31 protein-coding genes are annotated in these 23507 nt (G+C 65.3%); all 31 read left to right on the top strand.

From position 1 onward, the window contains the following. Window positions 1-10 precede the first annotated feature (10 nt). Window positions 11-337: a hypothetical protein gene (locus tag CR156_RS06540; protein WP_133120059.1), complete on the top strand. Its 327-nt coding sequence runs from the start codon at window positions 11-13 to the stop codon at window positions 335-337. Continuing rightward, window positions 334-663, top strand: a complete 330-nt coding sequence (locus CR156_RS06545; protein ID WP_100552238.1) for a hypothetical protein — start codon at window positions 334-336, stop codon at window positions 661-663. The genes CR156_RS06540 and CR156_RS06545 overlap by 4 nt, the downstream gene beginning before the upstream one ends. 4 nt (window positions 664-667) lie before the next feature. After that, the gene (locus tag CR156_RS06550) at window positions 668-964 is read left to right on the top strand and encodes a hypothetical protein (protein WP_100552239.1); all 297 of its coding nucleotides are present in this window, start codon (window positions 668-670) and stop codon (window positions 962-964) included. Window positions 965-993: 29 nt separating this feature from the next. Next, the gene (locus CR156_RS06555; protein WP_100552240.1) at window positions 994-1278 is read left to right on the top strand and encodes a hypothetical protein; all 285 of its coding nucleotides are present in this window, start codon (window positions 994-996) and stop codon (window positions 1276-1278) included. Further along, window positions 1275-1679, top strand: a complete 405-nt coding sequence (locus CR156_RS06560) for a hypothetical protein (RefSeq protein WP_100552241.1) — start codon at window positions 1275-1277, stop codon at window positions 1677-1679. Before CR156_RS06555 ends, CR156_RS06560 begins: the two co-directional genes overlap by 4 nt. Window positions 1680-1714: 35 nt before the next feature. After that, entirely contained in the window at window positions 1715-2227 is a 513-nt protein-coding gene (locus CR156_RS06565; RefSeq protein WP_243381718.1) for a hypothetical protein, read from the top strand. 4 nt (window positions 2228-2231) lie between these two features. Beyond that, window positions 2232-2759 carry a hypothetical protein gene (locus CR156_RS06570; protein ID WP_100552243.1) on the top strand — a complete coding sequence of 176 codons (528 nt, stop codon included), beginning with the start codon at window positions 2232-2234 and terminating at the stop codon, window positions 2757-2759. A 1-nt stretch (window position 2760) separates the two neighbouring features. Next, window positions 2761-2964, top strand: a complete 204-nt coding sequence (locus CR156_RS06575; protein ID WP_100552244.1) for a hypothetical protein — start codon at window positions 2761-2763, stop codon at window positions 2962-2964. Beyond that, a complete protein-coding gene (locus tag CR156_RS22680) occupies window positions 2964-4049 on the top strand; it encodes a carbohydrate binding domain-containing protein (RefSeq protein WP_133120060.1) in 1086 nt (361 codons plus the stop codon). The genes CR156_RS06575 and CR156_RS22680 overlap by 1 nt, the downstream gene beginning before the upstream one ends. Before the next feature lies 1 nt (window position 4050). Further along, the gene (locus CR156_RS22685; RefSeq protein ID WP_133120061.1) at window positions 4051-4515 is read left to right on the top strand and encodes a hypothetical protein; all 465 of its coding nucleotides are present in this window, start codon (window positions 4051-4053) and stop codon (window positions 4513-4515) included. Between the two features lie 24 nt (window positions 4516-4539). Then, entirely contained in the window at window positions 4540-5148 is a 609-nt protein-coding gene (locus tag CR156_RS06585; RefSeq protein WP_100552246.1) for a terminase small subunit, read from the top strand. Window positions 5149-5259: 111 nt separating this feature from the next. Next, window positions 5260-6705, top strand: coding sequence for a DNA packaging protein (locus tag CR156_RS06590; protein ID WP_243381720.1), 1446 nt, complete (start codon window positions 5260-5262; stop codon window positions 6703-6705). After that, on the top strand, window positions 6702-6980 hold the full coding sequence (locus CR156_RS06595; protein WP_100552248.1) for a hypothetical protein: 279 nt from the start codon (window positions 6702-6704) through the stop codon (window positions 6978-6980). The genes CR156_RS06590 and CR156_RS06595 overlap by 4 nt, the downstream gene beginning before the upstream one ends. 1 nt (window position 6981) lies before the next feature. Beyond that, entirely contained in the window at window positions 6982-7170 is a 189-nt protein-coding gene (locus CR156_RS06600; protein WP_100552249.1) for a hypothetical protein, read from the top strand. Beyond that, window positions 7167-7640 (top strand): hypothetical protein, encoded by a 474-nt coding sequence (locus CR156_RS06605; protein ID WP_100552250.1) that lies wholly within the window; start codon window positions 7167-7169, stop codon window positions 7638-7640. Before CR156_RS06600 ends, CR156_RS06605 begins: the two co-directional genes overlap by 4 nt. Continuing rightward, complete coding sequence (locus CR156_RS06610) at window positions 7640-9811, top strand: portal protein (protein WP_100552251.1); 2172 nt, start codon at window positions 7640-7642, stop codon at window positions 9809-9811. Before CR156_RS06605 ends, CR156_RS06610 begins: the two co-directional genes overlap by 1 nt. Further along, window positions 9798-10766 carry a hypothetical protein gene (locus CR156_RS06615; protein WP_100552252.1) on the top strand — a complete coding sequence of 323 codons (969 nt, stop codon included), beginning with the start codon at window positions 9798-9800 and terminating at the stop codon, window positions 10764-10766. The genes CR156_RS06610 and CR156_RS06615 overlap by 14 nt, the downstream gene beginning before the upstream one ends. A 5-nt stretch (window positions 10767-10771) precedes the next feature. Then, entirely contained in the window at window positions 10772-10987 is a 216-nt protein-coding gene (locus CR156_RS06620; RefSeq protein WP_005409207.1) for a hypothetical protein, read from the top strand. A 78-nt stretch (window positions 10988-11065) separates the two neighbouring features. After that, window positions 11066-12175 (top strand): N4-gp56 family major capsid protein, encoded by a 1110-nt coding sequence (locus CR156_RS06625; protein WP_100552253.1) that lies wholly within the window; start codon window positions 11066-11068, stop codon window positions 12173-12175. Window positions 12176-12246: 71 nt separating this feature from the next. Next, window positions 12247-12693 (top strand): hypothetical protein, encoded by a 447-nt coding sequence (locus CR156_RS06630; protein ID WP_100552254.1) that lies wholly within the window; start codon window positions 12247-12249, stop codon window positions 12691-12693. 53 nt (window positions 12694-12746) lie between these two features. Continuing rightward, window positions 12747-13301, top strand: coding sequence for a hypothetical protein (locus tag CR156_RS06635; RefSeq protein ID WP_100552255.1), 555 nt, complete (start codon window positions 12747-12749; stop codon window positions 13299-13301). A 1-nt stretch (window position 13302) separates the two neighbouring features. Beyond that, window positions 13303-13983 carry a phage adaptor protein gene (locus tag CR156_RS06640; RefSeq protein ID WP_100552256.1) on the top strand — a complete coding sequence of 227 codons (681 nt, stop codon included), beginning with the start codon at window positions 13303-13305 and terminating at the stop codon, window positions 13981-13983. Window position 13984: 1 nt separating this feature from the next. Further along, window positions 13985-15298 (top strand): hypothetical protein, encoded by a 1314-nt coding sequence (locus CR156_RS06645; RefSeq protein ID WP_100552257.1) that lies wholly within the window; start codon window positions 13985-13987, stop codon window positions 15296-15298. 196 nt (window positions 15299-15494) lie between these two features. Then, window positions 15495-16127 (top strand): hypothetical protein, encoded by a 633-nt coding sequence (locus CR156_RS06650; protein ID WP_100552258.1) that lies wholly within the window; start codon window positions 15495-15497, stop codon window positions 16125-16127. A 71-nt stretch (window positions 16128-16198) separates the two neighbouring features. Next, window positions 16199-18028, top strand: a complete 1830-nt coding sequence (locus CR156_RS06655) for a hypothetical protein (RefSeq protein ID WP_243381722.1) — start codon at window positions 16199-16201, stop codon at window positions 18026-18028. Between the two features lie 8 nt (window positions 18029-18036). Then, window positions 18037-18510, top strand: coding sequence for a hypothetical protein (locus CR156_RS06660; protein ID WP_100552260.1), 474 nt, complete (start codon window positions 18037-18039; stop codon window positions 18508-18510). A gap of 16 nt (window positions 18511-18526) precedes the next feature. Continuing rightward, the gene (locus CR156_RS06665; protein WP_032977681.1) at window positions 18527-18997 is read left to right on the top strand and encodes a hypothetical protein; all 471 of its coding nucleotides are present in this window, start codon (window positions 18527-18529) and stop codon (window positions 18995-18997) included. A 163-nt stretch (window positions 18998-19160) separates the two neighbouring features. Beyond that, on the top strand, window positions 19161-19739 hold the full coding sequence (locus CR156_RS06670) for a hypothetical protein (protein WP_243381725.1): 579 nt from the start codon (window positions 19161-19163) through the stop codon (window positions 19737-19739). Then, complete coding sequence (locus tag CR156_RS06675; protein WP_100552262.1) at window positions 19736-21217, top strand: hypothetical protein; 1482 nt, start codon at window positions 19736-19738, stop codon at window positions 21215-21217. Before CR156_RS06670 ends, CR156_RS06675 begins: the two co-directional genes overlap by 4 nt. Before the next feature lie 158 nt (window positions 21218-21375). Then, window positions 21376-21561: a hypothetical protein gene (locus CR156_RS22690; protein WP_133120062.1), complete on the top strand. Its 186-nt coding sequence runs from the start codon at window positions 21376-21378 to the stop codon at window positions 21559-21561. 14 nt (window positions 21562-21575) lie between these two features. Next, entirely contained in the window at window positions 21576-23465 is a 1890-nt protein-coding gene (locus tag CR156_RS06685) for a hypothetical protein (RefSeq protein WP_100552264.1), read from the top strand. Window positions 23466-23507 lie beyond the last annotated feature (42 nt).

Here is a 23507-nt window from a genome sequence, read left to right on the forward strand (position 1 = left end):
CTGGAAGTGGGTGGCCATCTTGGCCGGCCTACTGGCCCTGTCGCTGTGGCTCAACGTCAGGCAGTACGGCGATCGCCGCGCGACTGCAGCTGCAGCGCGCGCCGCCACCCTCGAAGACACGCTCGGGGTGACGGCGGAGATCGCGCGCCAGGCTCAGACCGACAACGCCCAGCTGCTGCAGCGGCTCGAGACGATCGCCGCACGCGGCGAGCGAACCAGAACCATCTACCGAGCAGCAGCTGCAGCGCAGCCGCTGCCAGCCAACTGCGCCCCGGGCCAGGCCCGGGTCGATGCCATCAACCAGGCCCTCGGGCCGACCAGCAGGACCGCGAAGTGACCCAGAAACCAGCGATCGGGCGGATCGTCCACTACACCCTGAGCAATACCGACGCGCTCCGCATCAATGCGCGCCGTACCGATGGCCCGGCCATCCAGGAGCGCCTGCTCGACAACACCTGGCCAGTCGGTGCCCAGGCGCACATTGGTAACAAGGCCGCCGCCGGCGACGTGCTGCCCGCGATGGTTGTGGCGGTCCAGCCGAACGGCCAGATCAACGCTCAGGTGTTCCTGGATGGCAATGACGTGCTGTGGGTCACCAGCCGGGACGAGGCCAGCGAGGAATCCGGCAGCCACCCCGGTCGCTGGCACTGGCCGCAGCGCTGACGTCATGCAGCTGCGCCACGCTCTCGCGATCGCGGCACTGATGGTGCTGGCCGGCTGCGCGCAGCACCTGCAGCGCGTGCCGGCCCAGTGCGACGCGATGTGCTTCCGCCCGTGTGTCGATGCAGGTGAGGACACCGGCGTGCGTGTGACTGCAGATCCTGCCGCCGGTGACGCCTGGGACAACATCGGTGGTGACGTGGTCGGCCAACTGGCCGACAAGCTCCGTACCTGCGACGTGCGGCGAAAGGCCTGCGAACAGTGCCTGCGTCGGCTCGACGCCAAGAACGTAATCCAGCTTTGAGCGCCATCCCGGCGCCATAGGAGAGCAGCATGTTGAACCAGCAAGCCGGTGCCACCCCACTGGCGGATCCGCAGACTCCGATCGAAGCCGCCGTGAAGGACCTGGCGCGCAATCAGCGGGATCTGCACATCGCTATCGAGCAGCTGGCGCGTCGCCTCGCGCCGGTGTTGGCAGATGCGAAGCCGGACGCCCCCCCATCGACGGGGCGCGCCATCGGTGCCTCGCCGCTGCTCGAGGACCTGTTCCAGCAGCGGGACGCAGCGGCGGTGACCCTTGACCTCATCAACGCGCTGCACGCCCATCTGACCCTGTGAGCAGGACGCCCGCCAGCTTCAGCCTCACGGTCGTGCGCGGCGCGACCTGGGAGGACGACTTCACCTACACCAACCCGGATGGGAGCCCGTTCGACCTGACCGGCTACCAGGCGCGAATGCAGGTGCGGACGCTGGCGGGCCAGTTCGGGCTGACACAGGCGGACACCCTGGTGATGGAGCTCAGCACCGCGAGTGGGTCGCTGGTCATCGCTGATCCAGTGGATGGCGTGGTTTCGATCACCGTGTCCGCCGTGGCCACCGAGGTCCTGAATCCAGCCAACGAGCGCAAGGTGAAGCATTGCTACAGCCTGGAGCTGTTCAAGCCTGAAGGTGCGGATCCGGAGTACGTGATCCCGCTGGTGGCCGGCAAGGTCACAGTCCAAGGCGAGACCACCCGCTGATGCCTGTTATCCGAGCCACTGAAGGGGCGGCGCGCGTGATCGTGGTTGAGCGCCGCGGCGCCGTCGCCATCCGGGATCCTCGCACCCCGGTCGTCGCAGCAGCAAAGCCCACCCAGGTCGAGGCGATCCAGGCCGACACACGAACGGTCGAGGTCGCAGCACGCGGTGGGCAGGGCCCAGCTGGCCCGGCCGGCCGTGATGGAACCTCACCGGAAGCGACGTATCCGGTAGGTCAGCAGATCCATGGCCACCGCGTGGTCCGTCTGGACAGCGGCATGGCCTACCACCCGGACACGGCAGTGCTGGAGCACGCCCAGGCATGCGTCGGCATCGCCTTGCAGTCAGTGAACACCGGTGACGTCACGGTGCGCCTGGCCGGCACGATCGAGGAAGCCAGCTGGGCCTGGCACGACGGCGCGGTGTGGTGCGGCGCCGACGGCACGCTGACGCAGAACCCAGGCACAACCGGATGGCTTCTGTGCGTTGGCCGCGCGCTCAACTCCACCACCCTGATGATCGACTTCGACTCACCTATCGCGCGGATCTGAACCCATGGCCGACAAGACCCTGCAGCTCAAGAACAACATCACCACCGAGGTCGAAGGCGTCACCGCGTCAGCTGGCGCCGCCGACGCCGGCAAGATTGCGGCCCTCGGCCCGGACGGCCGCTTCGACGACTCGCTGCTGCCGGCCGGCATTGGCGCGGACACCAAGATCTACCCGGCCAGCGAGGTGCTGGCCGCCGGCGACTACGTGAACATTTGGGACGACGCCGGCACCGCCAAGGTGCGCAAGGCCGATGCCAGCGCCGCCAATGCCGGCAAGCGCGCCCATGGATTCGTGCGCGCCGGCGTCGGCGCCATCGGCAGCGACGCTACCGTGTACTTCGAAGGGCCGAACAGCTCGCTTTCGGGGCTGACCCCGGGCGCGACCTACGTGCTGAGTCACACCACCCCCGGCGGTGTAGTGCCGCTGGCATCGGGTACCACCACGGCGGGCCACATCCTGCAGATCCTGGGCGTGGCCACCGACGTGGGCGAGATCAACGCCGAGATCGGTAATCCGGTCGTCCGGGCCTGATATGGCAGCACGGCGTCCGCTCGTCCTCGATGCGAGCAACCGCACCAGGGAGCTGCCCGCCGGTGACATCTTGGTCGGTGTTCCGCTGCAGCTCGCGATTGGGCTCCGGGCTGGCGGGGTGTTCAACGTCGCCCTGACCTCGACCTACGAGATGGCGATTGGCCTGCGGGCTGGCGGCACGTTCAACGTACAGGCGACGACCTGATGGCTACTCGAATTCCACTGATCCTCAACCAAGCTACGGCCCGTATCGAGGAACTCGCTGCGGCGGATACGTTGCCCGGATCGGCAGTTTCCGGGTTTCTTGGAAAAAATCGGCTCATCAACGGGAACATTGCATTCACTCAGCGTGGCAATAGCGGCACCGTGCAAAACGCAGCGGTATACACCGCCGACCGTTGGCGATGCTCTGCTGTTGGCGGCTCCGCAAGTAATTGGGGGGTCGGTGGGCATGCAGTCGGCGAAGTTCCTGACGCTACCCGATACCTCGGCTTCAATGTTGTTTCTGGAACTACTTCGGCATGGATCGGTCAGCACATCGAAGGTGTCGAAACCCTCGCAGGCCGAGAAGTTACGATTTCTTTCTACATGCGAAGCAACGTGGCTGGGAAAAGAGTAGGCGTTACCTGCCAGCAGATTTTCGGAACCGCAGGCTCTTCGCTTACGAATGTGGATGGAGGGATTGTCACGCTCGGCACCGCGTTCCAAAAGTTCTCAGTAACGCTCACCCTCCCATCTATCGCGGGCAAGACTATTGGAACCAACAGCAACGTATTGCTGGTGTTTTGGCTTTGCGATACCACTGCCCACGGCGGGCAGTTGGCGGGCCAAATTGGACTGTTTGAGATTTCAAGCATGCAGCTTGAAGAAGGCGCGACGGCTACTGCCTTCGAGATGCGCTCTCAGGCTTTGGAACTTCTCCTGTGCCAGCGCTACTACCAAAAGTCGTTCCCTGTAGCAGAAGCCCCGGCCAACAATAGCTTGACTTGCCTTCACCGCCCCGCTGTCAGTTTCGCAACAACTGCTATGCGCGCCAGTATTTGTTTCCCGACAACTATGCGCGCGCCCCCAACTTTGCGCTTCTTCATGGGTGCGGAAGTTTCAGGTGGTCTTGCAGGCCGCTGGGGGTACTACAACCCGGCCGCAAGTAGTTGGCTCTCTTCTACAAATGCACCAAGTGTCGTACAAGTCACCGACAGTGGTTTTATTGTGGATATTGAAGGTAGTGGATTGGCGAATCCATCCTCTTACATCATTACCGGCCAGTACACAGCAGATGCAGAGATTTAATGTGTACCAGCTGACTAAAAATCCTGATGTTCTCTACTGTGTGGAAACTGACACTTTCATTTCGCGCGGCCATTACTTGTGGCCGACCGAATGGCTGGAGTCGAACACACCGCTGCCGGTTCTTCCACCCTATGAGCCGAACACACCAGCCCACCATCGCGCCATCCGCGACGCAGCATGGGCGTGGATGACAGGCGTGGTTGTTGAGCGCGGTTACGACAGCATCGAGAGCTGCGTTGGCTACTTCAACAGCGGCGTGGAGCGGTACCGGCTGGAGGCGCGGGCCATGGTGGCATGGCGCGACGCGGTCAACGAGAAACTGGTGGCGCTGGTGCTAGATCCGCCAGCCGGGGTCGTGACCTGGGATCAGGTGCGCCCGTTGCTGCCGCAACCGTCCCAGTTCAATTGGCCGTCCAGCGTAGAGCTCCCGCTCGGGGTAGATGACGGCCCTGCAGTTCAGCTTTGATCCAACCTGAGAGGAACCCAGCCAGTGGCCGGAAAGATTGACCCGGCGACGGGGCTGCAGGACCAGCAACGGCGGTTCGCGGACGAGTACCTGGTCGACTTCAATGGCACCGCGGCCTACATGCGCGCCGGTTACAAGGCCACCGGCGCCGCGGCCAGCGCCGCCGCCGCGAGGCTGTTGGCCAACGCCAAGGTGCAGGCCTATCTGGCCAGCAGGAAGGAAGAGTTGCTGCTGTCGCAGCGGGTCGACCAGGAAGCGGTGCTGGCTCGCTTGGCATTCATGGCTCTGGGCGACATCCGGACCCTCTTCGACCAGCACGGCAACCTGAAGCCAATGAGCGAGCTCACGGTCGAAGAGGCCAGCCTGGTCCAGGGCGTGGAGGTGTTCGAAGAGTGGGAGGGACGGGGCGACGAGCGCCGCGCAGTCGGGCTGACCAAGAAGATCAAGCTGGTCAGCCGCCTCGATGCGGTGAAGACCCTGGGCACGCATTTCGGCATGTTTGCCAAGAAAGTCGAGCACACCGGCAAGAACGGCGGCCCGATCGAGAGCCAGACGCGGATCCTGGGCGATGTGATGGATCTCATCGATGGATCCGACACCGGCCCCGGGCCTTCGAGCTCGCGGAGCAAGTAAGCCGTGGAGGAACTGAGCGACCAGGACGCCAGCCGAATCATTGAGAAGCTGGGTGATCGGTGGTGGCGGCTGAACAACCTGTACTACATCACCGACAAGTTCGGTCGACGGGTGCAGTTCAAGCTGAACGAGGTGCAGGCCGATCTCGACGACAACCTGCACACGTTGAACCTGGCGCTGAAGTCGCGCCAGCACGGCATCACGACCTGGGCCTGCATCCGTGCCCTGGACATGGCGCTGTTCAAGAAGAACACGAAGGCCGGTGTGGTCGCACACACCGCCGGCGATGCCGCCAAGTTCTTCCGTAGCAAGGTGCTGTACGCCTATGACAACCTGCCGGACTGGCTGAAGAAGATCCGGCCGGCAGTCAGGCGCGACATGCGCGATGGCGTCCTGGAGCTGGCGAACGGCTCCAGCATCGAGGTCTCCGTGTCCCATCGCGGTGGCACGCTGACCTTCCTGCACATCTCCGAGTACGGGCCGATGTGCGCCATGTATCCGGAGCGGGCAGGGGAGGTGGCATCAGGTGCACTGAATGCGATCGCCTCCGGCAACATCGTGGTGATCGAGTCGACCGCCTATGGCGCCGCCGGCGACTTCTACGAGCGCTGCCAGACGGCGATCGAGCTGGACCGACAGATCCGGGCCGGCACCGCCAAGCTGACCACGATGGACTACCGCTTCCACTTCTATCCGTGGTTCCGGGATCCCATCAACGAGCTCGACCCGGACGGTGTCACGCTCACGGCCGAAGACGAGGCCTACTTCGCCAAGGTCGAGGCGGAGATGAACTACACGCTGCGGCCTGAGCAGAAGGCCTGGTACGTCAAGAAGGCGGCCGAGCAGCGCGACAAGATGAAGCGGGAGCACCCCAGCACGCCGGAAGAGGCCTTCCAGGCGAGCACTGAGGGTGCGTACTACGGCAAGGAGATGGCCGCCGCCGACAGCAGCGGGCGGATCACCGATCTCCCGATAAACCCGCAGGTGCCCATCCACACCTTCTGGGACATCGGGCGCAGCGATGCGACGAGCATCTGGTTCATGCAGGAGAACGGGCCCTGGCTGGACTTCGTCGACTTCTACGAAAACTCGGGCTTCGGCGTGGCGCACTACGCAAAGGTGCTGAAGGAGCGCGGCTACCTATACGGCAAGCACTACTGGCCGCATGACGGCGCCAACGAGGACTGGTCGGCCAACGAGAACCGCGTGCAGGTGGCCGGCAAGCTGGGGGTCAAGCCAGTTGTCGTCGTGCCTCGGATCAACGACATCACCGAGGGCATCGACATGGTCCGCAACATGTTGCCGCGCTGCAGGTTCGACAGGGTTCGCTGCGGTCCGCCCAAGGCGGGCGAGGGCCGAGGCGGGCTGGAAGCCCTGCGCCGTTACACCAAGGTCTGGAACGACAAGACGGAAACGTACTCCGACCTCCCATTCCACAACTGGGCCAGCAATCCCGCCGACGCGATCCGGCAGGCGGCTCAGGGCTACGTCAGCAGCAGCGGCCGTCGCGTCGGCGAGTCGCGCGGCACGGCCAACGACAACTGGAGAACTGCATGAACGTTTCCCCGCGCGAGCGGAACACCCCCACGGCGGTCGAGCTGGTCGACCTGCTGTCATTGCTGGTCGCTGCCGCAGACGAGGGGCAGCTGGTCAGCATTGCATTCATGCTGCGCTCGCCGTCCGGCGACACGATGGTCGACTACCGGGGCAGCCACGAGATGAGCGAGCTGACGGCCCGAACGGTCCTGCAGCGCATTGCCCAGGACGTAGCGGGCACCCATCCGGCGATCGCCGCCCAGATTCACTCCGATCTCGGTAGGAAGGCGAACTGACGTGAAGAATCGCACGGTCGAGCAGCTGGCCATCCACCTGCAGCAGGCCCGCAGCTACGCGCGCTACCTGCCAGGTGGCGAGAACCACGGCACCGTTGTCGAGGACCATGTCCTGTCGCCCGACCAGGCCGTCGCGGCGGTAGTGGAAGAACTCGACGCCGCGCTGGCGCTGCTGGGAGCGGAAGCATGAGCGTCGAGGTCGAGCTCGCACCGGATGGCTTCGTGTGGTGCGGCAAGAAGGGGGATCTCACCCTCTACCTGACCCACATCGTGCGCGACGGCGACGACGATGCCGCCCTCTACATCCGCAACGAGAACCGCCGGGTCGAGGGCGTGAACCCGGTGACCGGGGCGATCGCCTACGGCAGCCCGGCCTACCTGGTGCCGTTCCGCGACTTCTGGATCTTCCGGCCGGAAGACAAGGACCGTGGCCGGCATCACCACATCGGCGACATGGTTGCCCGCCTGCAGAACGCCTCGGTCGCGCTCTATGGCCTGGACGTTCCTGCATACCGGCACCGCATCCACGACGCCATCCTCGAATTCTGCGACGACGTAAAGAACCTTCGCCCGCCGGCGGAGCAAAGCCGCGAGCAGTGGCTTGGCGGGATGGCCAGCATGGGGATCCAGATCAAGATCAACGGGCAGAAGGTGAACTGATGCAGACGATCGAGAACTTGCGCAGCGAGCCGGCCTACGACCCTGGTGCTGCAGACGTGGCCACCGCGGCTCCGCCCGACGTGGAAGGCCACTCGCTCGACAGCCTGGAGAACCGCCGTCTCCACGCGAAGGTGCTGGACTACTGGTACACCGCCCTCGATGCGTTCTACGACAACCGCATCGAGCAGATGCTCGACTATGACTTCTACGACCACATCCAGTGGTCGGAAGAAGACCGGGCGGTGCTGGCAGCCCGGCACCAGGCGCCGCTGACCTACAACAAGATCAAGATGGCCATTGACTGGGTCATTGGCACCGAGCGTCGCACCAGGATCGACGGGGTGGTGCATCCGCGAGCCGAGGACGATGTCGATATCGCCGCGGTCAAGTCGGAGCTGATGAAGTACCTCAGCGACACCAACCGCGTGCCCTGGGCGCGCAGCCAGGCTTTCAAGGACGCCGCGATCGCCGGCTGCGGGTGGACCGAGGAATCGATCCGGACGGACCGCGCTGAAGAGCCGGTGATGATCGGGCATATTCCCTGGCGGCAGATGCGTCGCGACCCGGTAAGCCGCGCCCTCGATCTGAGCGATTGCCGCTTCCTGCTGCGGGAGAAGTTCGCAGATCTGGACTATGCGGAGGCCATGTTCCCCGACCGGGTCGAGCTGGTGAATCGAGCGGCCCAAGACCACTACGACGGCGACAATGGTGCGTTCGACGAGGAACTGGACCTGCCGCAGGTGTTCCGCCGCTACGACAGTCGCGGTCACACGGTCACCGGCCGACGCATCACGGGCCGTGCGTCCCTGGACAGCCGTTGCCGGCTGCGGGTACGCCTGATTGAGTGCTGGTTCAAACGCCCCGTAGCGCATAAGCGGCTGTGGGGTGGCGAGTACCGCGGCGATCGCTTCGACCCTAGCAACGCCCAGCACCAGCAGGCGCTGGCGGCGATGAAGAGCGAAGCTGCGCCGGTCTACTCCCTGTCCGACGCCGTGGTCGAGGAAATGTGGTGCGCGATCTTCACCGAGGGCGGACTGCTGCAGCTCAAGCGCAGCCCGTTCCGACATGGGAAGTTCCCCTACACCCCGTACTGGTGCTATCGCCGCAACCGGGACGGCATGGAGTACGGCCTGGTCCGCGGTGTGCGCGACTCGCAGGAAGATCTGAACAAGCGGATGAGCAAGCTGTTGTGGGCCCTGAGCACTAACCAGCTGTTCTATGAGGATGGCGCCATCGATGAGGACCGCATCGAGGAAGTGAAGCGCGAGATCGCCAAGCCCAACGGTGTGATTGCACTGAACAATGGCGGTCTGAAAAAAATCAAGGTGGAGCGAAACCTCGATGTGGCAGAGGCGCAGATCCAGCTGCTCGAGTTGGACGCCGCTCACATCCACGACGGTACCGGCGTGAACCGCGAGCTGTTGGGCCGCGAGACCAACGCGGCCAGCGGCCGGGCGATCCTTGCCAAGCAGCAGGAAGGTGCGGTGGGAACAGCAGAGCTGTTCGACAATTACCGCTTGGGGATCCAGCTCAGCGGTGAAAAGCAGCTGTCGCTGACCGAGCAGTTCATGACCGAGGAACGGCAGTTCCGGATCGTCGGCGAACGCAAGGGTCTGGACTGGCGTGTGATCAACCAGCTGCGCCTGGACACGCTCAACAACGTCTGGGTGGTCGACAACGACATCAGCCGCAACCAGGCCGACTTCATCGTGGACCAGCAGGACTTCCGCGAATCCATGCGCCAGGCTTTCGCCGAGCAGTTCTTCGACATGCTGGGCAAGCTGCCCCCGGATATGTCCATCCAGCTGCTGGACCTCGCTTTCGACATGATCGACATGCCCGGCAAGGACGAGGTCGTGCAACGAATCCGGAAGATCACCGGCCAGTCGGACAACGACCAGGATGTCGACAGTCCCGAGGCGCAGGCCCGCCAACAGCAGGAATCGCAGGAGCGAGACGTGACCCTGCGCGAGCGCATGGCGAAAGTGGGCCTGGATGAAGCCAAACGCGAAGAGGTCATGGCCAAGGCCAAGGCCCTTCAGATCAAGACCAAGGGCGACGCGCTGAACGTTGCCGAGCTGATCGAGCTCCTGCTCCCCCTCGCTCCGGCGGCAGACCGCCTCCTGAGCACCCAACAGCCCCCAGAGGAAACCGCTCATGCAGCAGCCTGACAACGCGGGCCAGCAGTCGCTGGCAGCGAACGAACTGGAAATGACCGAGGGCGAGCGCGCGGCGCTTGCCAGCGCTGACGAGACCACCCCCGGCGCCGCAGCCGCGGCAACCGGCGCGGCCGAGCCGGCCGCCGCCGCTGGCGGTGCAGCGACGCCGGCAGCTGACGCCTCAGCTGCTGCCGCTCCCGTTGAAGGAGCGACCCCGCCTGATGCGGCAGCCGCTGCAGAAGGTGCGCCTGCAGCACCGGCTGCAGTATCCGAGCCGGCGCCTGCGACGCCGTTCGTTCCCACGTACGCGGCCGACGAGCGCGACTACGGCAAGGAAATCGGGGACATCAACGGCAAGCTGCAGGCCCTGAAGGAGAAGTACAAGGCCGGCGACGTCGAGGACGAAGCCTACGAGCAGCAGTACGAGGATCTGCGAGACGAGCGCAGCCGCGTCGAGCGTGCCCAGGACATGGCCACCCTGCAGCAGCAGATGAGCCAGCAGAACGCCGACCAGTCCTGGGCGTACCTGCAGCGCCAGTTCCTCTCCCGCCCGGAGAACGCCGGCATTGCCGCCAGCCCGATGCGCTTCGCCGCGTGGGAGCAGGCCATGCAGAGCGTGGTAAACGAAGCCGCCGCTGCAGGGCGGCAGGTCACCGACTGGGACATCCTGGCTGGCGCGCGGGATCTGCTGGTGAGCGAGGGCCTGCTGCAGGCCTCGACCGCCGCGACCGCGCCGCCCGTGGCGCAGCCGCCGGCGAAGCCGGATCGTGCCGCACCGCTGGGCGCTGTCCCGGCTACCCTGAGTACCGTGCCCGCCGCTGCCGACCCGACCTCCCGATCGACGGCTGACGCCGCTGCCGGCATGGACAACATCGAGGACATCGAGTCGTTCCTGGCCGGCAAGTCGGAGAGCGAACGCGATCGCATCCTGCGTGACGTGCCCGGTTCCTTCGTGGCGGACAACTGAGCCCCATGCCCAAGCTGCACACCACCTTGGAGCCCGGCGACGTGGTCCTGATCCCCTCCGGGTCGGGTGCGTCGATCACCTTCACCGAGAAGAGCGGCAAACGCTCGCGGGTGATCATCGAATCCAACACGCCGGTGACCATCACCCGAGCCGGTGAGCAGCAACCAACTGGCGGCGCGCTGCAGCGAGTAGCGCGTCGGCCAACGCCCACAACGGGCTGAACATCCTCAAAAACCTGCGCAGTAGTGCGGGTCAACGACAGAGGCGCAGAAGTGCCGTGATCTCCCTGGAGAAGCAACATGGCACAGACGATCGTGGGTCTGAACGACCCGAAGGCCCGGAAGCTGTGGTCCGCGGACCTCATGGTTTCGGTATCCAAACAGTCCTACTGGACGCGCAAGATGATGGGCAAGGGGTCGGAGACCTCGATGCCGGTGATGCTGCAGACCGACCTGGAGCAGGAAGCCGGCGACACCATCAGCTACGACCTTTCCGTGCAGCTGACCGGTGGCGTCATCGAAGGCGACCAGAAGGCCGAGGGCAGGGGCGAGAAGCTCGACTTCTTCACCGACAAGGTCTTCATCGACCAGGCCCGCAAGCCGGTCAGCTGCGGTGGCCGTATGAGCCGCAAGCGCACCGTTCACGACCTGCGCAAGGTCGGCCGCAACCGCCTGACCGAGTTCTGGGCGCGCTTCTACGACGAGCTCTTCTTCATGTACGGCTCGGGCGCCCGCGGCATCAATGAGGACTACAACGTCCCGCTGAACTACACCGGTCGTGCGGGCAACGCGTTCGAGGCACCGGACAGCTCGCACATCCTGTTCGGTGATGGCGCCAGCAAGGCTTCGCTGACCTCGGCCGGCAAGATGAGCCGTGTCCTGATCGAGCGCGCCAATACCAAGGCGGCATCGCAGGGTGGCGGTTCGACCCAGGTGGCGGAGATCCAGCCGATCACCATCGCCGGCGGCGAGCACTTCGTCACCGTCATGCACCCCTTCCAGGCGCATGACCTGAAGACCTCCACGGATCCGGGCAACTGGTTGGACATCCAGAAGGCTGCTGCAGCCTCCGAAGGTGCCAGCAACCCGATCTTCAAGGACAACCTGGGCATGATCGGCAACACGATCCTGCACAAGCACAAGTCCGTGGTGCGCTTCGGGGACTATGGTGCCGGCGGCAACGTCGCAGCGGCCCGCGCGCTGTTCCTTGGCCGCCAGGCCCTGGTGCTGGCCTTCGGTTCGCCGGGCAATGGACTGCGCTTCGACTGGTCCGAGGTTCCGCTCGATCACGGCAACGACATCGAGATCTGCGCCGGCGCGATCTTCGGCATCAAGAAGACCCGCTTCAACGGTAAGGACTTCGGCACGATCGCCCTGGATACCGCCGCGGCCGATCCGAACCCGCAGTAAACGTCACTGCAGGAGCCCCGGCATGTCGGGGCTCCTGCGTTCAGAACCCACATCCTTCGCAGGAGAAATCCATGTCCACGAAACTCGCAACTGGCCGCAACAGCGGCGCATCGTCGCCGGCCGCCGGCCTGGTGGTGGTCAACGACTACAGCTGGCCCGTCGAGGCCGCCGCGGATGGCGACCTGGTGCTGATCGGTGAGCTGCCGGCCAACCACAAGCTGCACAGCCAGGGCTCGGGCCTGTTCGCCAAGCTGGACGCCGCCGACAAGCTGGCGGCCCAGAACGTCACCGTTTTCATTCCCGACGCAATCGACGGCGCATCGGCGGCCGGCAACACCGTCATCGCCCCGACCGCGGTGGTTGCGGACACCGCGGCATTCACCCCGGTGGCCCTGCACCTGATCGCGGAGGCCCTGGGCTCCAAGCCGGTGAATCGTCCGGTTTACGTGAAGCTCAATACCGCCCCGGGTGCCCAGCAGGGCGAGCTGATCCTGCGCCTGGCCAGCTTCCCGGCCTGAGCCCCCAACCGTAGCGGGGCTGCGGCTGCAGCCCCGCCTACCAGGAGCATCCAATGCTGATTGCATGCAAATTCAAGCGTCCGAAGGCGCCTGTTGAGCTGGAAGGCACCGTGTATTTCTTCGTGCCGATTGATCCCGCCAATGCCGACTCGGAGCACGTCGCCGACATCGAAGACTCTGACCACATCCAGCGCCTGCTGGGCATTCCCGAGGCGTACTACATCGCCCGGGCACAGAGCCTGCAGACCGTCGCCAAGCCAGCACCGCCGACCGGCCAGGCCGCAGACCAGCTTCCGCCGCCGCCGGCAGGCGGCAGCATCGGTACCGATGCCGGTGGCTCGGGCACTGATACCAGCACCAGCAGCACCAGCAGCAGCAGCGAGCCGCCGGCGGGCGCGAACGTCGCAGCTGCTCTGCCGCCGGAGATCGTTGAAGCCGCGGCCCATCTGAACGGGTTGACCTGGCAGAAGCTGAAGGCCGAACTGGCCAAGGGTGGTATCGACAAGGTCGTCATCAAGGCCGCCCTCGACCTGGAACTGGCCAAGCCGGAACCCGACCAGCGCGGCACCACCCTGAAGGTGCTTGGCCAGGCGCTCGAGGAAGCCTGACGTGGAGGCGCGCACCCTCAGCCAATTGATCGAGGAATGCCGGGAAGAGCTCGACGACGACCGCGCTCCATATCTGTGGAGCAACGACGCGTTGACCCGGCACCTCAACGAAGCTGTGGAAGAGGCGTGCATTCGGGCGCGGTTGCTCGTGGAGAGTGGCCGCCCCGAAATCTGTCACATCAACCTGGAGCCCGGCCGGGCCGACTATCCGCTTCATCCGACCGTTTACGTGATCCGACGTGCGGTGTTGGCCAGCAACCTGTCCGACCCACTCTGCAGGACCACCAGCGCCGCCCTGGATGGAAGGCATCACCACTGGCGCACTGAGGCAGGGTGCCCCGCGTACCTGGTGCGCGATCGACAGGCCCGCGAGGTGTCGGTGAGCCCGGTACCTACAGAGGTCGACGTCCTGCAGCTCACGCTGTGGCGCGTGCCGCAGGCAGCCGAGGCGATGGAGGACGGCGAGGACGAGCCGGTGATCGACGCCATCCATCACCGGAAGTTGGTGCACTGGGCCTGCTGGCGTGCCCTGAACAAGCGCGATTCCGAGCAACGGAGCACTGCGGACGCCGACCGCCACCTTGCACTGTTTGAGAGCTACTTCGGCGAGCGCCCGACCGCGCGCGCGCTGCAGCAGCTGTCGATCGACCCCACCACCGGCACCCAACCCATGTGGTTCTGACATGCCCGTTCGCGATGACGACCTTCGCCCGGGTGGCCCTTGGCCACTGGGCATCAACAACGTCGCCGGGGAAGGGGCGTTGCCGACCGATGATGACGGGATCCCGCGCGCCCTTCGTGAGGCTGACAATGTCGACCTCGACGCCGCTGGCAGGCCGCAGCGGCGCCGCGGGCACCAGCGCTTCCGCCCCGGTGCATTGACCCACTCGTTGTGGAGCCATGGGCACCTGCAGTACGGGCTCTTCGTCGATGGTGGGCAGCTGCATGCCCTCCACGAGGATGAGCAAGTGGAAGCGCTGGGAATCGACGTTGGCCTGGATCCGCTGAGCTACGCGCTGATCGGCGATCGCGTCTTCTTCAGCAACAGCACGGCCAGCGGTGTCCTCGACATCGACCTGCAGGGACATCCTTGGTCGCCTGAGCACCCCGCGGGCCAGCCGGTACTGACACCGTCCGCCGCAAGTGCGCTGGCTCCAGGGCAGTATCAGGTCGCGGTGACGTTCATGGATCGGCTCGGCCGCGAGTCGGGCAGCACCCTGGCCGCGGCGATCGACATTGCCGAGGGCGGCGGGTTCGAGCTGAGCGATATTCCGCTGCCAGTGGCACCGGATACGGTTTCGGTTGCGGTGTACGTCTCGGGGCCGAATGATCAGGTACTGCGGCAGTACGCCGTGCTCCCGGCCGGCACCCGCTCGGCACCCGTGCTGTCAGCAGGCGAGGGAAGGGCGCTCACCACACAGTTTCTGCGGCCGCTGCCCTCGGGCCACATCGTGCGCGGCGGCCACGGCCGGCAGTTCGTTGCCTGTGGCCAGGAGGTGCTGTGGTCGGAGGCACTGCGCTACGGCATGTTCCGGCCAGCGGCCAGCCGCATGCGCTTCAATGCCCCGATCGATCTGATGGAGCCTATCGGCGACGGATTGCCGGACCGTGCTGGCCTCTACGTTGCAGCAGGTGCGCGTACCTATTGGTACGCCGGCGCCGACCCCAAGGACTTCAGCCAGGCAGTGGCGCGCGGCAGTGGCGCTGTGCCGGGCTCGGCCATGGTCGTCAACGGTGACGTGCTCGGGCTGCAATCCGCAGCACCGGTGCTGGTCTGGCTCGCCCGTGACGGGTACTTCTGCGTCGGGTTGCCTGGCGGCCAGGTGCAGGTGCTGAAGAAGGGGGAGGCGGTCGTCGATGATGCCGACCATGCCGCACTGCTGCTGCGCGACCAGGGTGGCCTCAGCCAACTCGTGGCAGCGCTGCGGGCACCCAAGGGCCAATCGCTGGCCGTCACCGACCGGGCAGTCGCCCACGTCATCCACCGAGACCCCTGAGCCATGGCTGTGTTGGCCAAGCCGGACGACGTGAAACGTCGCCTGGAGATCTGCCGTGCCTGTCCGAACGCCGAACGGCTGGGACGTCGCCTTTTCCTGCGCTGCAGTCTCTGCAGCTGTCCCCTGGCAAGCAAGACCCGATTCCAAGGGGCTTCCTGCCCCGCGGGCAAATGGTAACCACCGAAGGAGAAACCCGATGAACGTCATGAAGGCCCTGCAGAACCTGGGCACGGTGGGGCGCGACGCCGTTCGCGCCATCCGCCAGCACAGTTACGAAGTTACCGAGGCGGGCATCTACCTTCCCCGCGCGCGCGCGACCATCGGCGGTGTCTTCCGACATGCCCATGCGCCGGCCGGCGGTGCGTTCGGGCCGTGGCAAGTCGATCCGAACCGACTGGTCAGCGAAGGCCTGAACTACATCCTGAACAGCGCACTCGGCGCTGCCAGCCAGCAGACCGCCTTCTACCTGGCGCCGTTCTCCGGCAACGTGACGCCGGCAGCGGACTGGAAGGGATCCACCTTCAAGGACGTGGCCACCGAATTCACGGCCTACACCAACGCCAGCCGTCTGCCGTGGACTACCACGCCTTCCACGGCCGAGGCCATCGGCAACAGCGCCGCCCTGGCTGCGGCGACCCTGATCTATTCGGCTGGTGGACCGTACAACCTCTACGGCATCGGACTGCTGACTGGCTCGGCCAAGGGCGCGACGGCGAACATCCTGGTCGCTGCCACCCGCTTCGCCACGCCTCGCACCAACCAGCTCGCTGGCGACAAGCTGGCGCTGGAGTATGTGCTGTCCGCCAAGGACGAGGGCGACGTCAGCTGATGAGCGGGTCGCGGTACAGCGGGTGGACGCCAATCGTAGTTGTGGGCGATCGAGAGGTCGCAGCTCAACACGTGCCCGAAGCAAGGAAGCTGCTGGGCTTCGTGATCGACGAGGCCAAACGGAATGGCCTCGGGATCGCGAACCTGCGGCGGGAGTTGGAGGACGGCACGGTGCTGCTGGCAGAGAAGATCGGCGAGCTCCCGCGGGTCACGATCATTACTCCGGGCCCGCCACCGGAAGAGGAACCGCCGGAGCCCCGCGGGGGCTTCATTGTTTGGCCACGATGGGATGTGCCCACGGGCGATCCCGCGCAACGCGGTACGCAGGTGGACCCGACAGGCAATGACCCGACCGCGTGGCTGGAGTTCGCCGGCAGCCGGGTGGTGACCCGGTACTGGCGCCGATGGGACGTGGTCGACCAGATCCAGGGCGCCCGCTACGAGAGCTACAACCGGCCGGATCTGTATCCCGATGGGTTGTACTTCTTCGGGAACATCGACTGGAAGGACGGCGAGGATCTGGCGCTTTCGTTCTACGGATTCTGCTCGCGGTACGTGCACGACGTTGCCTTGCTCGACATCGGCGCGCGCTGGGTGCTGCAGCAGGGCCAGGCCCTGTTCGACCGGATTGCCTACCGCGACGAGCTGCAGCAGGATCCGCCGGAATACCTGTCGTGGCGGATCAACTCCGCCTGCGTGCGCAAGACGTCGGCTGGCGTTCAGGAGCTGGTGGTGGCATTCACCAACTACGCCCAGGGCCAACCCACCACGGCGCAGTCGGCCTTCGTGGCCTTCAGGCTCCGTCGGAACGAGGGGACGCCGCAGAAGGGTGACTGGGTCATCGAGCCCGGCAGCCACCGCCTACTGGGCATGACCCCAGGGCAGATCAACCCAGAAGGCAGCACGTCGGGGAACACTTTCGCCGATGCGGCCATGGCCTGGTTCTTCAATGGCGACGGAACGCGAGCGATTCGCACCGTCAACAGTGAGCAGACAGCGGGCGTTCCGCTGATCAACACGATGACCCAGGAGGTGGAGATCTCCGACAGCAGCATCACCCACACAGCGGTCCAGGCTGCCTACCTGCAGGGCAATTACGCAGGGAGCGGCGGCAACTTCGCCTTGGTCGCACCCACACGTGGCCTGGTCGTGTCCGACTTCGCCGGTATGGAGCGGAAGGACGCTTACCTGGCGCTGCGGCGGAGCGAGGGGCGGTTTGCTGTGGAGGCCAACAACTACCAGGGAATGGTGCGCGTGTCGGTGGTACTGGAGTTCGACGGTGGCGAGATCACCCTGATCGATCGGGACTTCGCGGTCGGCAATGATCGCCAGGACTATCACCTGATGGCTTACATGGACGTGCGCCACAACCTGTTTTCAGGGTGGCGGATCCAGGGATTCAACGGGGCGCACACGATCCAGCCCTTTGCCTACATGGCCGGCCGGATGGTGTATGGCGAAGCAGAGGCGGTGGCATGGGATCCGAGCTCCGGTACCGCAGCGCCTTTCCCTGGCTTGGACACACGTGCACCTGGCGCGGTCACCGACGGCTTGGTGTTCGGCAGCTACTGGGTCGGCGCCGGCGGGTCTGGATGGGGACCGCGCACACCGAACCAGTCCGGCGTCCTCTGGAACAAGCACCCTCGAGAGGGATTGATTGCGTTCGCCGGGTCTTCGCTGCTGGTCCCGCTGATGATGGACCAACAGGGCGTCTACGACTTCCTGGGGTTCCCTTGGGCCGGCGGCTGGAACTACAGCAAGGGGCGCTACTGCGTCTCGATACCCGGCGCCTACACCGGCGCTCTGAACTACGTGACGGGTCACGACCTGGGGGCCTTGCTCGGCGTTACCGCTGACGACCGGCGCTTCTACCCCCTGACCGTCTTACCCAAGCCCATTTAGGAGCCTTCATGGCAGTGAACACTTCCACGGGGTTCGAGGCGTCGATCCTCGGCCCATCGGCATTCGAAGCGATCTTCCGAGGCGGCTGTATCGAGATCCGCACCGGGCCCCAACCTGAGACGGCAGATATGCCGGCGACAGGGGCGCTCCTGGCCCGTATCACGCTCGACGGTGGTGCCTGGCAGGCCGGCGTGTCGACCAATGGCCTGAGCTTCGTGCGCAACGGCCGCTACGTCTACAAGGACGCTGCCCAGCGCTGGGTTCTGCGTGGTCTCGCTGCCGGCACTGCAGGTTGGTTCCGGCTGGTCGGCAATGCGCCCGATGCCGGCGGAGTCTCCTTCGATTCCCCGCGGATCGACGGCGCGATCGGTCTGGACGACGACAGCCCGGGCGACTTCCAGATGCGCCTGCCCACTTTGGCCATGGCCACCGACACCGGTATCGAAATCGGTGAATGGTGGTTTGCGATCCCCCCACTCTGACGAAGGAATAAGCACCATGACGATCTCCATCCCGCTCGCGCAGGCCCTCCTGGGTCAGGTCAAAAATGCTCTGGACGAGGGCTTCCTGTACGTGTTCGCCGGCCCGGTACCGGCCAGTGCCGATGCTGCCTTGGACATGGTTGGCAGCCACACGCAGCTGGCGAAGCTGTCGGTCGACGGCGACGGCCTCACTTTCTCCGCGCCCGTTGGCAACGTGCTGCCAAAGGCCCCGAGCGAAGAATGGGAGGGGTTGATCCAGTTCGACGGCGCCAATGCCGGCGCGCCGAGCCTTTCGCCGACGTTCTATCGCTTCTGCGCCGCAGGTGATGACGGGCGCGGGGCTTCCACCGGTGTTCGCCTGCAGGGCACAGCGGGCGGGCCCGCCTCGAATGCTGCAGTTTTGTTCAGCAGTGACGTGATGACGGCCAACGGCAGCAACAGCACGGGCGTGAGCATCTTCAACGTGGTTGCCGATCAGGCCAGCTGACATGTTGTCCAAGCCGCCAGTCTCCAGGTACGTCCCTCCTCAGCCCGCGAAGCCGGCGGTGCCGTATCGGGCGTCCTACACCATCTGCGGCGCATCGCCGGCCCAGGGCTACTGGCGGCAGGAATGCAGCGAGGGTCGGATGCCAGCGCCAAAGGACAGCGCCGTGCAGCTGCCGAAGGACGCCACCATTCTCGGCTATGAAGAGCAGAACGGGGTCACCTACGTTCGGTACATGATCTGCAGGAGCGTGTTCGTGCAGACCGCGCCACCCGGGCCTGTCACCTGCACGACCTACCCGGAACAGAAGGCAGAGCCGGCGATGCCGGCCGTACCTCCGCGCGTGGAATACGACTCAGTCTTCCAGTGGAACGCCGGCGCCGACAGCGCCGACGAGCTCGATGGTGATGTCGCTATGCGGTTGACCATGAGTAGGGCAGTGGGGGTCGTCGTAGGGCTTTCCGTCCTGGACGAAGCGGAGGTGTCCGATCCAGCCAGAATCCGCCACGGCTTGTACTTCCATCAAAGCGAGGGAGGGCGCCTGCAGGCTTGCGTTCTAGAACGCGGGCGTCGCATGACGCCTATCCGCTTCTATGACTCCCAGGACACGTGGGAGGTAAGGCGCGTCGGTGGCAGCGTCGACTACCTGCACGACGGCCATCGCTTCTACACGTCGCAACAAACCAGCCACGGGCTCGTGGTTGTCGGTTGCGCGATCTATGCGACTGGAGATTTCATCGAATGACCATCGAGTTCCTGCAGCTGGAGCACACCACCACGGATGGGCGTGCCGCGGCCCTGTTGGCACTGCGGGTCGTAGGGGTTGGCCAAGGAGTTGGTGCCGCCGGAAGTGTCGTGCTAAGCCTGGGCTCGTCGGGACGTGGTCAGATCTACTTCGGCGGCGGCGTGGACCCGGTTATCCCTGCCAACGGCGCTGCCGCATTGAACCTGGGCACTTCCGGGCGGGGCTACTACCGGGACGTCGGCGGCGGTGCAGCGGCCATCCGATTGCGTGCCCGAGGCTTCCAGACTGCGTCGGGGCGCGGCGCCGGCGGGGCGCGCCTGGTCCTTCATGACAGTGGTCGGCAGGTCACCGCGCCGATGGCCTACGCGGGCCTTTCTGCCCGACCGCGGATGATCTCCGCCTTCGGCGGGCGCTGGTTCGCTTCGCCGCGTTCATCGCTGGCCGTCGGAGAGACCCGGAGCAGCATGCCAACGCACGTGCTGAACGAAGTGCTCTCCATCGATGAGAGCCGGCGCAGCGCGCTGCTGGCCAGCTGCAGGACGGTGGACACGCTGAGCCTGGAAGACGCAGCGGCAGTGGTGTTCATGCTGCTGGTCGAGGAGGGAGTCAGCTTCAGCTCCGAGATCCACGCTGATGCGATCAAGCTGGAGCGCGTCATTGATCGCCTGCTGGTGCTGGGGATCGCCAATTCCTACGCAGACGCGCTCAATGCCCTGGTCGGCGGCCTCTGGTTCGGCGCCCTGACCGAGGCGCTACGCACTGAGACAGTCATCGATGGACTTCTGGGCACGGAAGTGGTGGCCAGCCTGCAGCGCGCCGCAGAGCGCGTGGTGGACGGCATGTTGGCAGACACCGCGGCATTCGAGGTCGGTACCGGCGTGGTCATGGTGGACGAGCAGCTGCTCGTCGGCGCCGCCGGCGGCGCCACGGCCGAGCTGGCCCAACTGCTGAGGGATGGGGTGGGATTCGTGACCCGACTGGCGCTGGACACTGGCGAGTACGTGGCATGGGTCATGAACACCGAAAGCCGCGCACTGAGTCGTTACACCCAGTATCCATTCAACAGCTTCGCCAAGATCGGCGGTCGCTACTACGCCGCGGCTGCGGACGGCTTGCATCGGCTTGATGGCGACGACGACGACGGCACACCGATCGCTGCGCGGCTGCGGCTGGGCCTTTCTGCTCTGGGCACGCGCCGCCTGAAGCGACTGCCCGAGGCATTCGTCGGTTACACCGCTTCGGGGGCTCTGCTGCTGCATGTGATCACGGTCAACGAGCAGAGCGGTCAGAAGGAAGCGGCCATATACCGAATCCTGGAGCGTCCGGCGTCGAGCGAGCGGGAAACCCGCTGGAAGCTGGGAAAGGGGATCAAGGCCGTCGACTTCGACTTCGTGATCGAGAACGTTGACGGCGCCGACTTCGAGCTCGCAGCCATCGACTTCAGGCCGATCTATCTTGATCGCCGGACCAGGGGATGACCATGGCAGGACCTTGTTTCTGGCGCGAGCCATTCAACCTTGTTCAGGACTGCGGTGAAGACCCTCAGCCCAGCGACTGGATTCTCACCTTCAACAACGGATACGTGGACGGCGAAGAGGCGGCCTTGCTTCCAGGCTTCGTCCCAGGTGGCGATTTCATGCTGACGATTGAAGGCGACGTGGACGGTCGCACGCTCGAGATGCGCTATCTCAATGCCAGCGACCGCTATGACTCGTACTACATGGGCAACCCGACCAGCTACAACGGCCCCGATGGGGCCGCCGCCGTAGCAACGCAGGGTTCGAATAGTTGGGACGTATCGATCTACGTCCTGTGGAGCTGACCGGAGAAGCATGAATGGCAACTACCTGGTGTCCTGACCTGTCGGCGGATGCCGCAATCACGCTGGTCGGTAGCGCGCATGACAAGTTCATGGAGCTGGGCTCGACCACGTACAACATGGCCGTGTCCAACCTGCAGGGCCTCAACAGCGTCCGGCTGGATCCGATCGACTTCAACGTTGACTTCCGCTTCGCGGATCCGCAGGCCACGTTCCAGCGGCCGCGCCGCCCCGACCTGGATGAAGGGGCCCTGGAATTCCGCGCCCCGGATGTGCCCCTACCCAGCGCGCCGGGCTTCGTTGCCGCCCCGATCTCGATCAGCGAAGCGCCCGAGCTCGACGCCCAACCACCGACGCTGGCGTTTGGAGCGAAGCCCACCACGCCGAACGTGGTCGAGCCGACTCTTCCTGTGGACCCGGCGCCGATCGTGCTGCCGATGGAGCCCACCTATGTCCTGCCGCAGGTGCCGACGTTCGAGGCACTGAACCTGCCCGATGTGCCGAACATTGCCTTGCCGGAGTTCGACGCGGAGAAGCCCATCTTCATCGAGCCGCCGTTCAACGACACCTGGCAGTTCGAGGCTGCGCCCTACGTCAGCACGCTGGTGGATACGCTCACCGCCACGCTGAAGCCCATGATCGTCGGCAGCCAGGCGCTACCAAGGATCATCGAAGACGCGATCTTCCAGCGTGCCCGCAGCCGCATCGAGTTGGACACCCAGCGGAACGTGGATCAGGCCGTATCGGAGTTTGCCGCCCGTGGCTTTGCCGAGCCCCAGGGCATGCTGGCCGGAAGGATCCTGGAGGTCCGGCAAACCGGGCAGGGCGCCGTGGCCGAGGCCTCTCGTGATGCGGCGATCAAGCAGTTCGAAGAATCGCTGGCCAACCAACGTATGGCCATAGCTCAGGGCGCGGCGCTGGAAGGGACGCTGGCGCAGCTGCACACCGACGAGCAGAAGCTGATGCTGCAGGCGGCGACGTTCCAGCGCGAAACCGTCATCGCCGTGCTGAACGCCAGGATCTCGGTCTTCAACGCACGCCTGCAGGCCTACCAAACCGACGCCCAGGTGCTGCGCGATCGCATCCAGGCGGAGCTGGCCAAGGTCGAGGTGTTCCGGGCCCAGATCGAAGGTGAGCGAGCACGCGGTGAGATCAATGAGCAGCGGGTGCGCCTCTACGAATCGCAGCTGCGCGGCGTCACCACCTTGGCCGACTTCTATCGCACCCGCGTCGAGGCGGTGAAGGTGCAGGCCGACATCAACCGTTTCGGCATCGACAAGTATCGCGCGCAGGTTGACGCCTATGAGGCGCGCTGGCGTGCCCACGTCGCCGAGTGGCAGGGCTATACGGCGAGCGTGGAGGGTGAGGGCAAACGGGCGGATCTGTATCGCACGCTGGTCGACGCCAACGCCAAGCGGGTCGATGCCTGGACGGCCAGCAACAACATGCAATTTGAGGCCGAGCGCCTGCGCATGGCTCAGCACGGGGTTGACCTGGACGTGTGGCGCGCCGGCATCACCCGTTGGGACGCGACGCTGAGCGGCGAGCGCGCTCGACTGGCAGCTGTCGGCCAGGCCTTCGACGCGAAGGCGCGGATCTACAGCGCCGACGCCGGTGTGGAGCAGACGGCCTCGGCCGCGGCCGATCGCAGTTTCGAGCTCGGACTGGCGAGGGAACGCGCCGACGTCGACGTTCAGCTGCAGCAGGCCCAGATGCGCGTCCAGCAAATGCTCGGCCTGCTGGCGCAGTCGGCGGAGATCCAGCGGGCAAAGGCCCAGATCTCCAGCCAGCTCGCCGCAAGCACGATGAGCGCCGTCAACTACGGGGCCAGCGTTTCCAGCGGCCGCAGCAAATCCAACTCCTGCTCGCAGAACTACAGCTTCCAGGGCGAGATCGCGGACGCCTGATCCGCCTCAACTTTCAAAAGGGGAATCGCATGGCCATCAACG

It is taken from the genome of Stenotrophomonas lactitubi (genome assembly GCF_002803515.1).
Classification (GTDB): domain Bacteria; phylum Pseudomonadota; class Gammaproteobacteria; order Xanthomonadales; family Xanthomonadaceae; genus Stenotrophomonas; species Stenotrophomonas lactitubi.

Excerpts from the sequence above, each read along its gene's own strand:
- CR156_RS06645 (WP_100552257.1), top strand. The coding sequence starts at position 13,985 with ATGCCCGTTCGCGATGACGACCTTCGCCCGGGTGGCCCTTGGCCACTG.
- CR156_RS06610 (WP_100552251.1), top strand. The coding sequence starts at position 7,640 with ATGCAGACGATCGAGAACTTGCGCAGCGAGCCGGCCTACGACCCTGGT.
- CR156_RS06635 (WP_100552255.1), top strand. The coding sequence starts at position 12,747 with ATGCTGATTGCATGCAAATTCAAGCGTCCGAAGGCGCCTGTTGAGCTG.
- CR156_RS06620 (WP_005409207.1), top strand. The coding sequence starts at position 10,772 with ATGCCCAAGCTGCACACCACCTTGGAGCCCGGCGACGTGGTCCTGATC.
- CR156_RS06570 (WP_100552243.1), top strand. The coding sequence starts at position 2,232 with ATGGCCGACAAGACCCTGCAGCTCAAGAACAACATCACCACCGAGGTC.
- CR156_RS06605 (WP_100552250.1), top strand. The coding sequence starts at position 7,167 with ATGAGCGTCGAGGTCGAGCTCGCACCGGATGGCTTCGTGTGGTGCGGC.
- CR156_RS22680 (WP_133120060.1), top strand. The coding sequence starts at position 2,964 with ATGGCTACTCGAATTCCACTGATCCTCAACCAAGCTACGGCCCGTATC.
- CR156_RS06555 (WP_100552240.1), top strand. The coding sequence starts at position 994 with ATGTTGAACCAGCAAGCCGGTGCCACCCCACTGGCGGATCCGCAGACT.
- CR156_RS06595 (WP_100552248.1), top strand. The coding sequence starts at position 6,702 with ATGAACGTTTCCCCGCGCGAGCGGAACACCCCCACGGCGGTCGAGCTG.
- CR156_RS06675 (WP_100552262.1), top strand. The coding sequence starts at position 19,736 with ATGACCATCGAGTTCCTGCAGCTGGAGCACACCACCACGGATGGGCGT.
- CR156_RS06685 (WP_100552264.1), top strand. The coding sequence starts at position 21,576 with ATGGCAACTACCTGGTGTCCTGACCTGTCGGCGGATGCCGCAATCACG.
- CR156_RS06615 (WP_100552252.1), top strand. The coding sequence starts at position 9,798 with ATGCAGCAGCCTGACAACGCGGGCCAGCAGTCGCTGGCAGCGAACGAA.
- CR156_RS06665 (WP_032977681.1), top strand. The coding sequence starts at position 18,527 with ATGACGATCTCCATCCCGCTCGCGCAGGCCCTCCTGGGTCAGGTCAAA.
- CR156_RS06650 (WP_100552258.1), top strand. The coding sequence starts at position 15,495 with ATGAACGTCATGAAGGCCCTGCAGAACCTGGGCACGGTGGGGCGCGAC.
- CR156_RS06630 (WP_100552254.1), top strand. The coding sequence starts at position 12,247 with ATGTCCACGAAACTCGCAACTGGCCGCAACAGCGGCGCATCGTCGCCG.
- CR156_RS06550 (WP_100552239.1), top strand. The coding sequence starts at position 668 with ATGCAGCTGCGCCACGCTCTCGCGATCGCGGCACTGATGGTGCTGGCC.
- CR156_RS06575 (WP_100552244.1), top strand. The coding sequence starts at position 2,761 with ATGGCAGCACGGCGTCCGCTCGTCCTCGATGCGAGCAACCGCACCAGG.
- CR156_RS06660 (WP_100552260.1), top strand. The coding sequence starts at position 18,037 with ATGGCAGTGAACACTTCCACGGGGTTCGAGGCGTCGATCCTCGGCCCA.
- CR156_RS22690 (WP_133120062.1), top strand. The coding sequence starts at position 21,376 with ATGCTGACGATTGAAGGCGACGTGGACGGTCGCACGCTCGAGATGCGC.
- CR156_RS06625 (WP_100552253.1), top strand. The coding sequence starts at position 11,066 with ATGGCACAGACGATCGTGGGTCTGAACGACCCGAAGGCCCGGAAGCTG.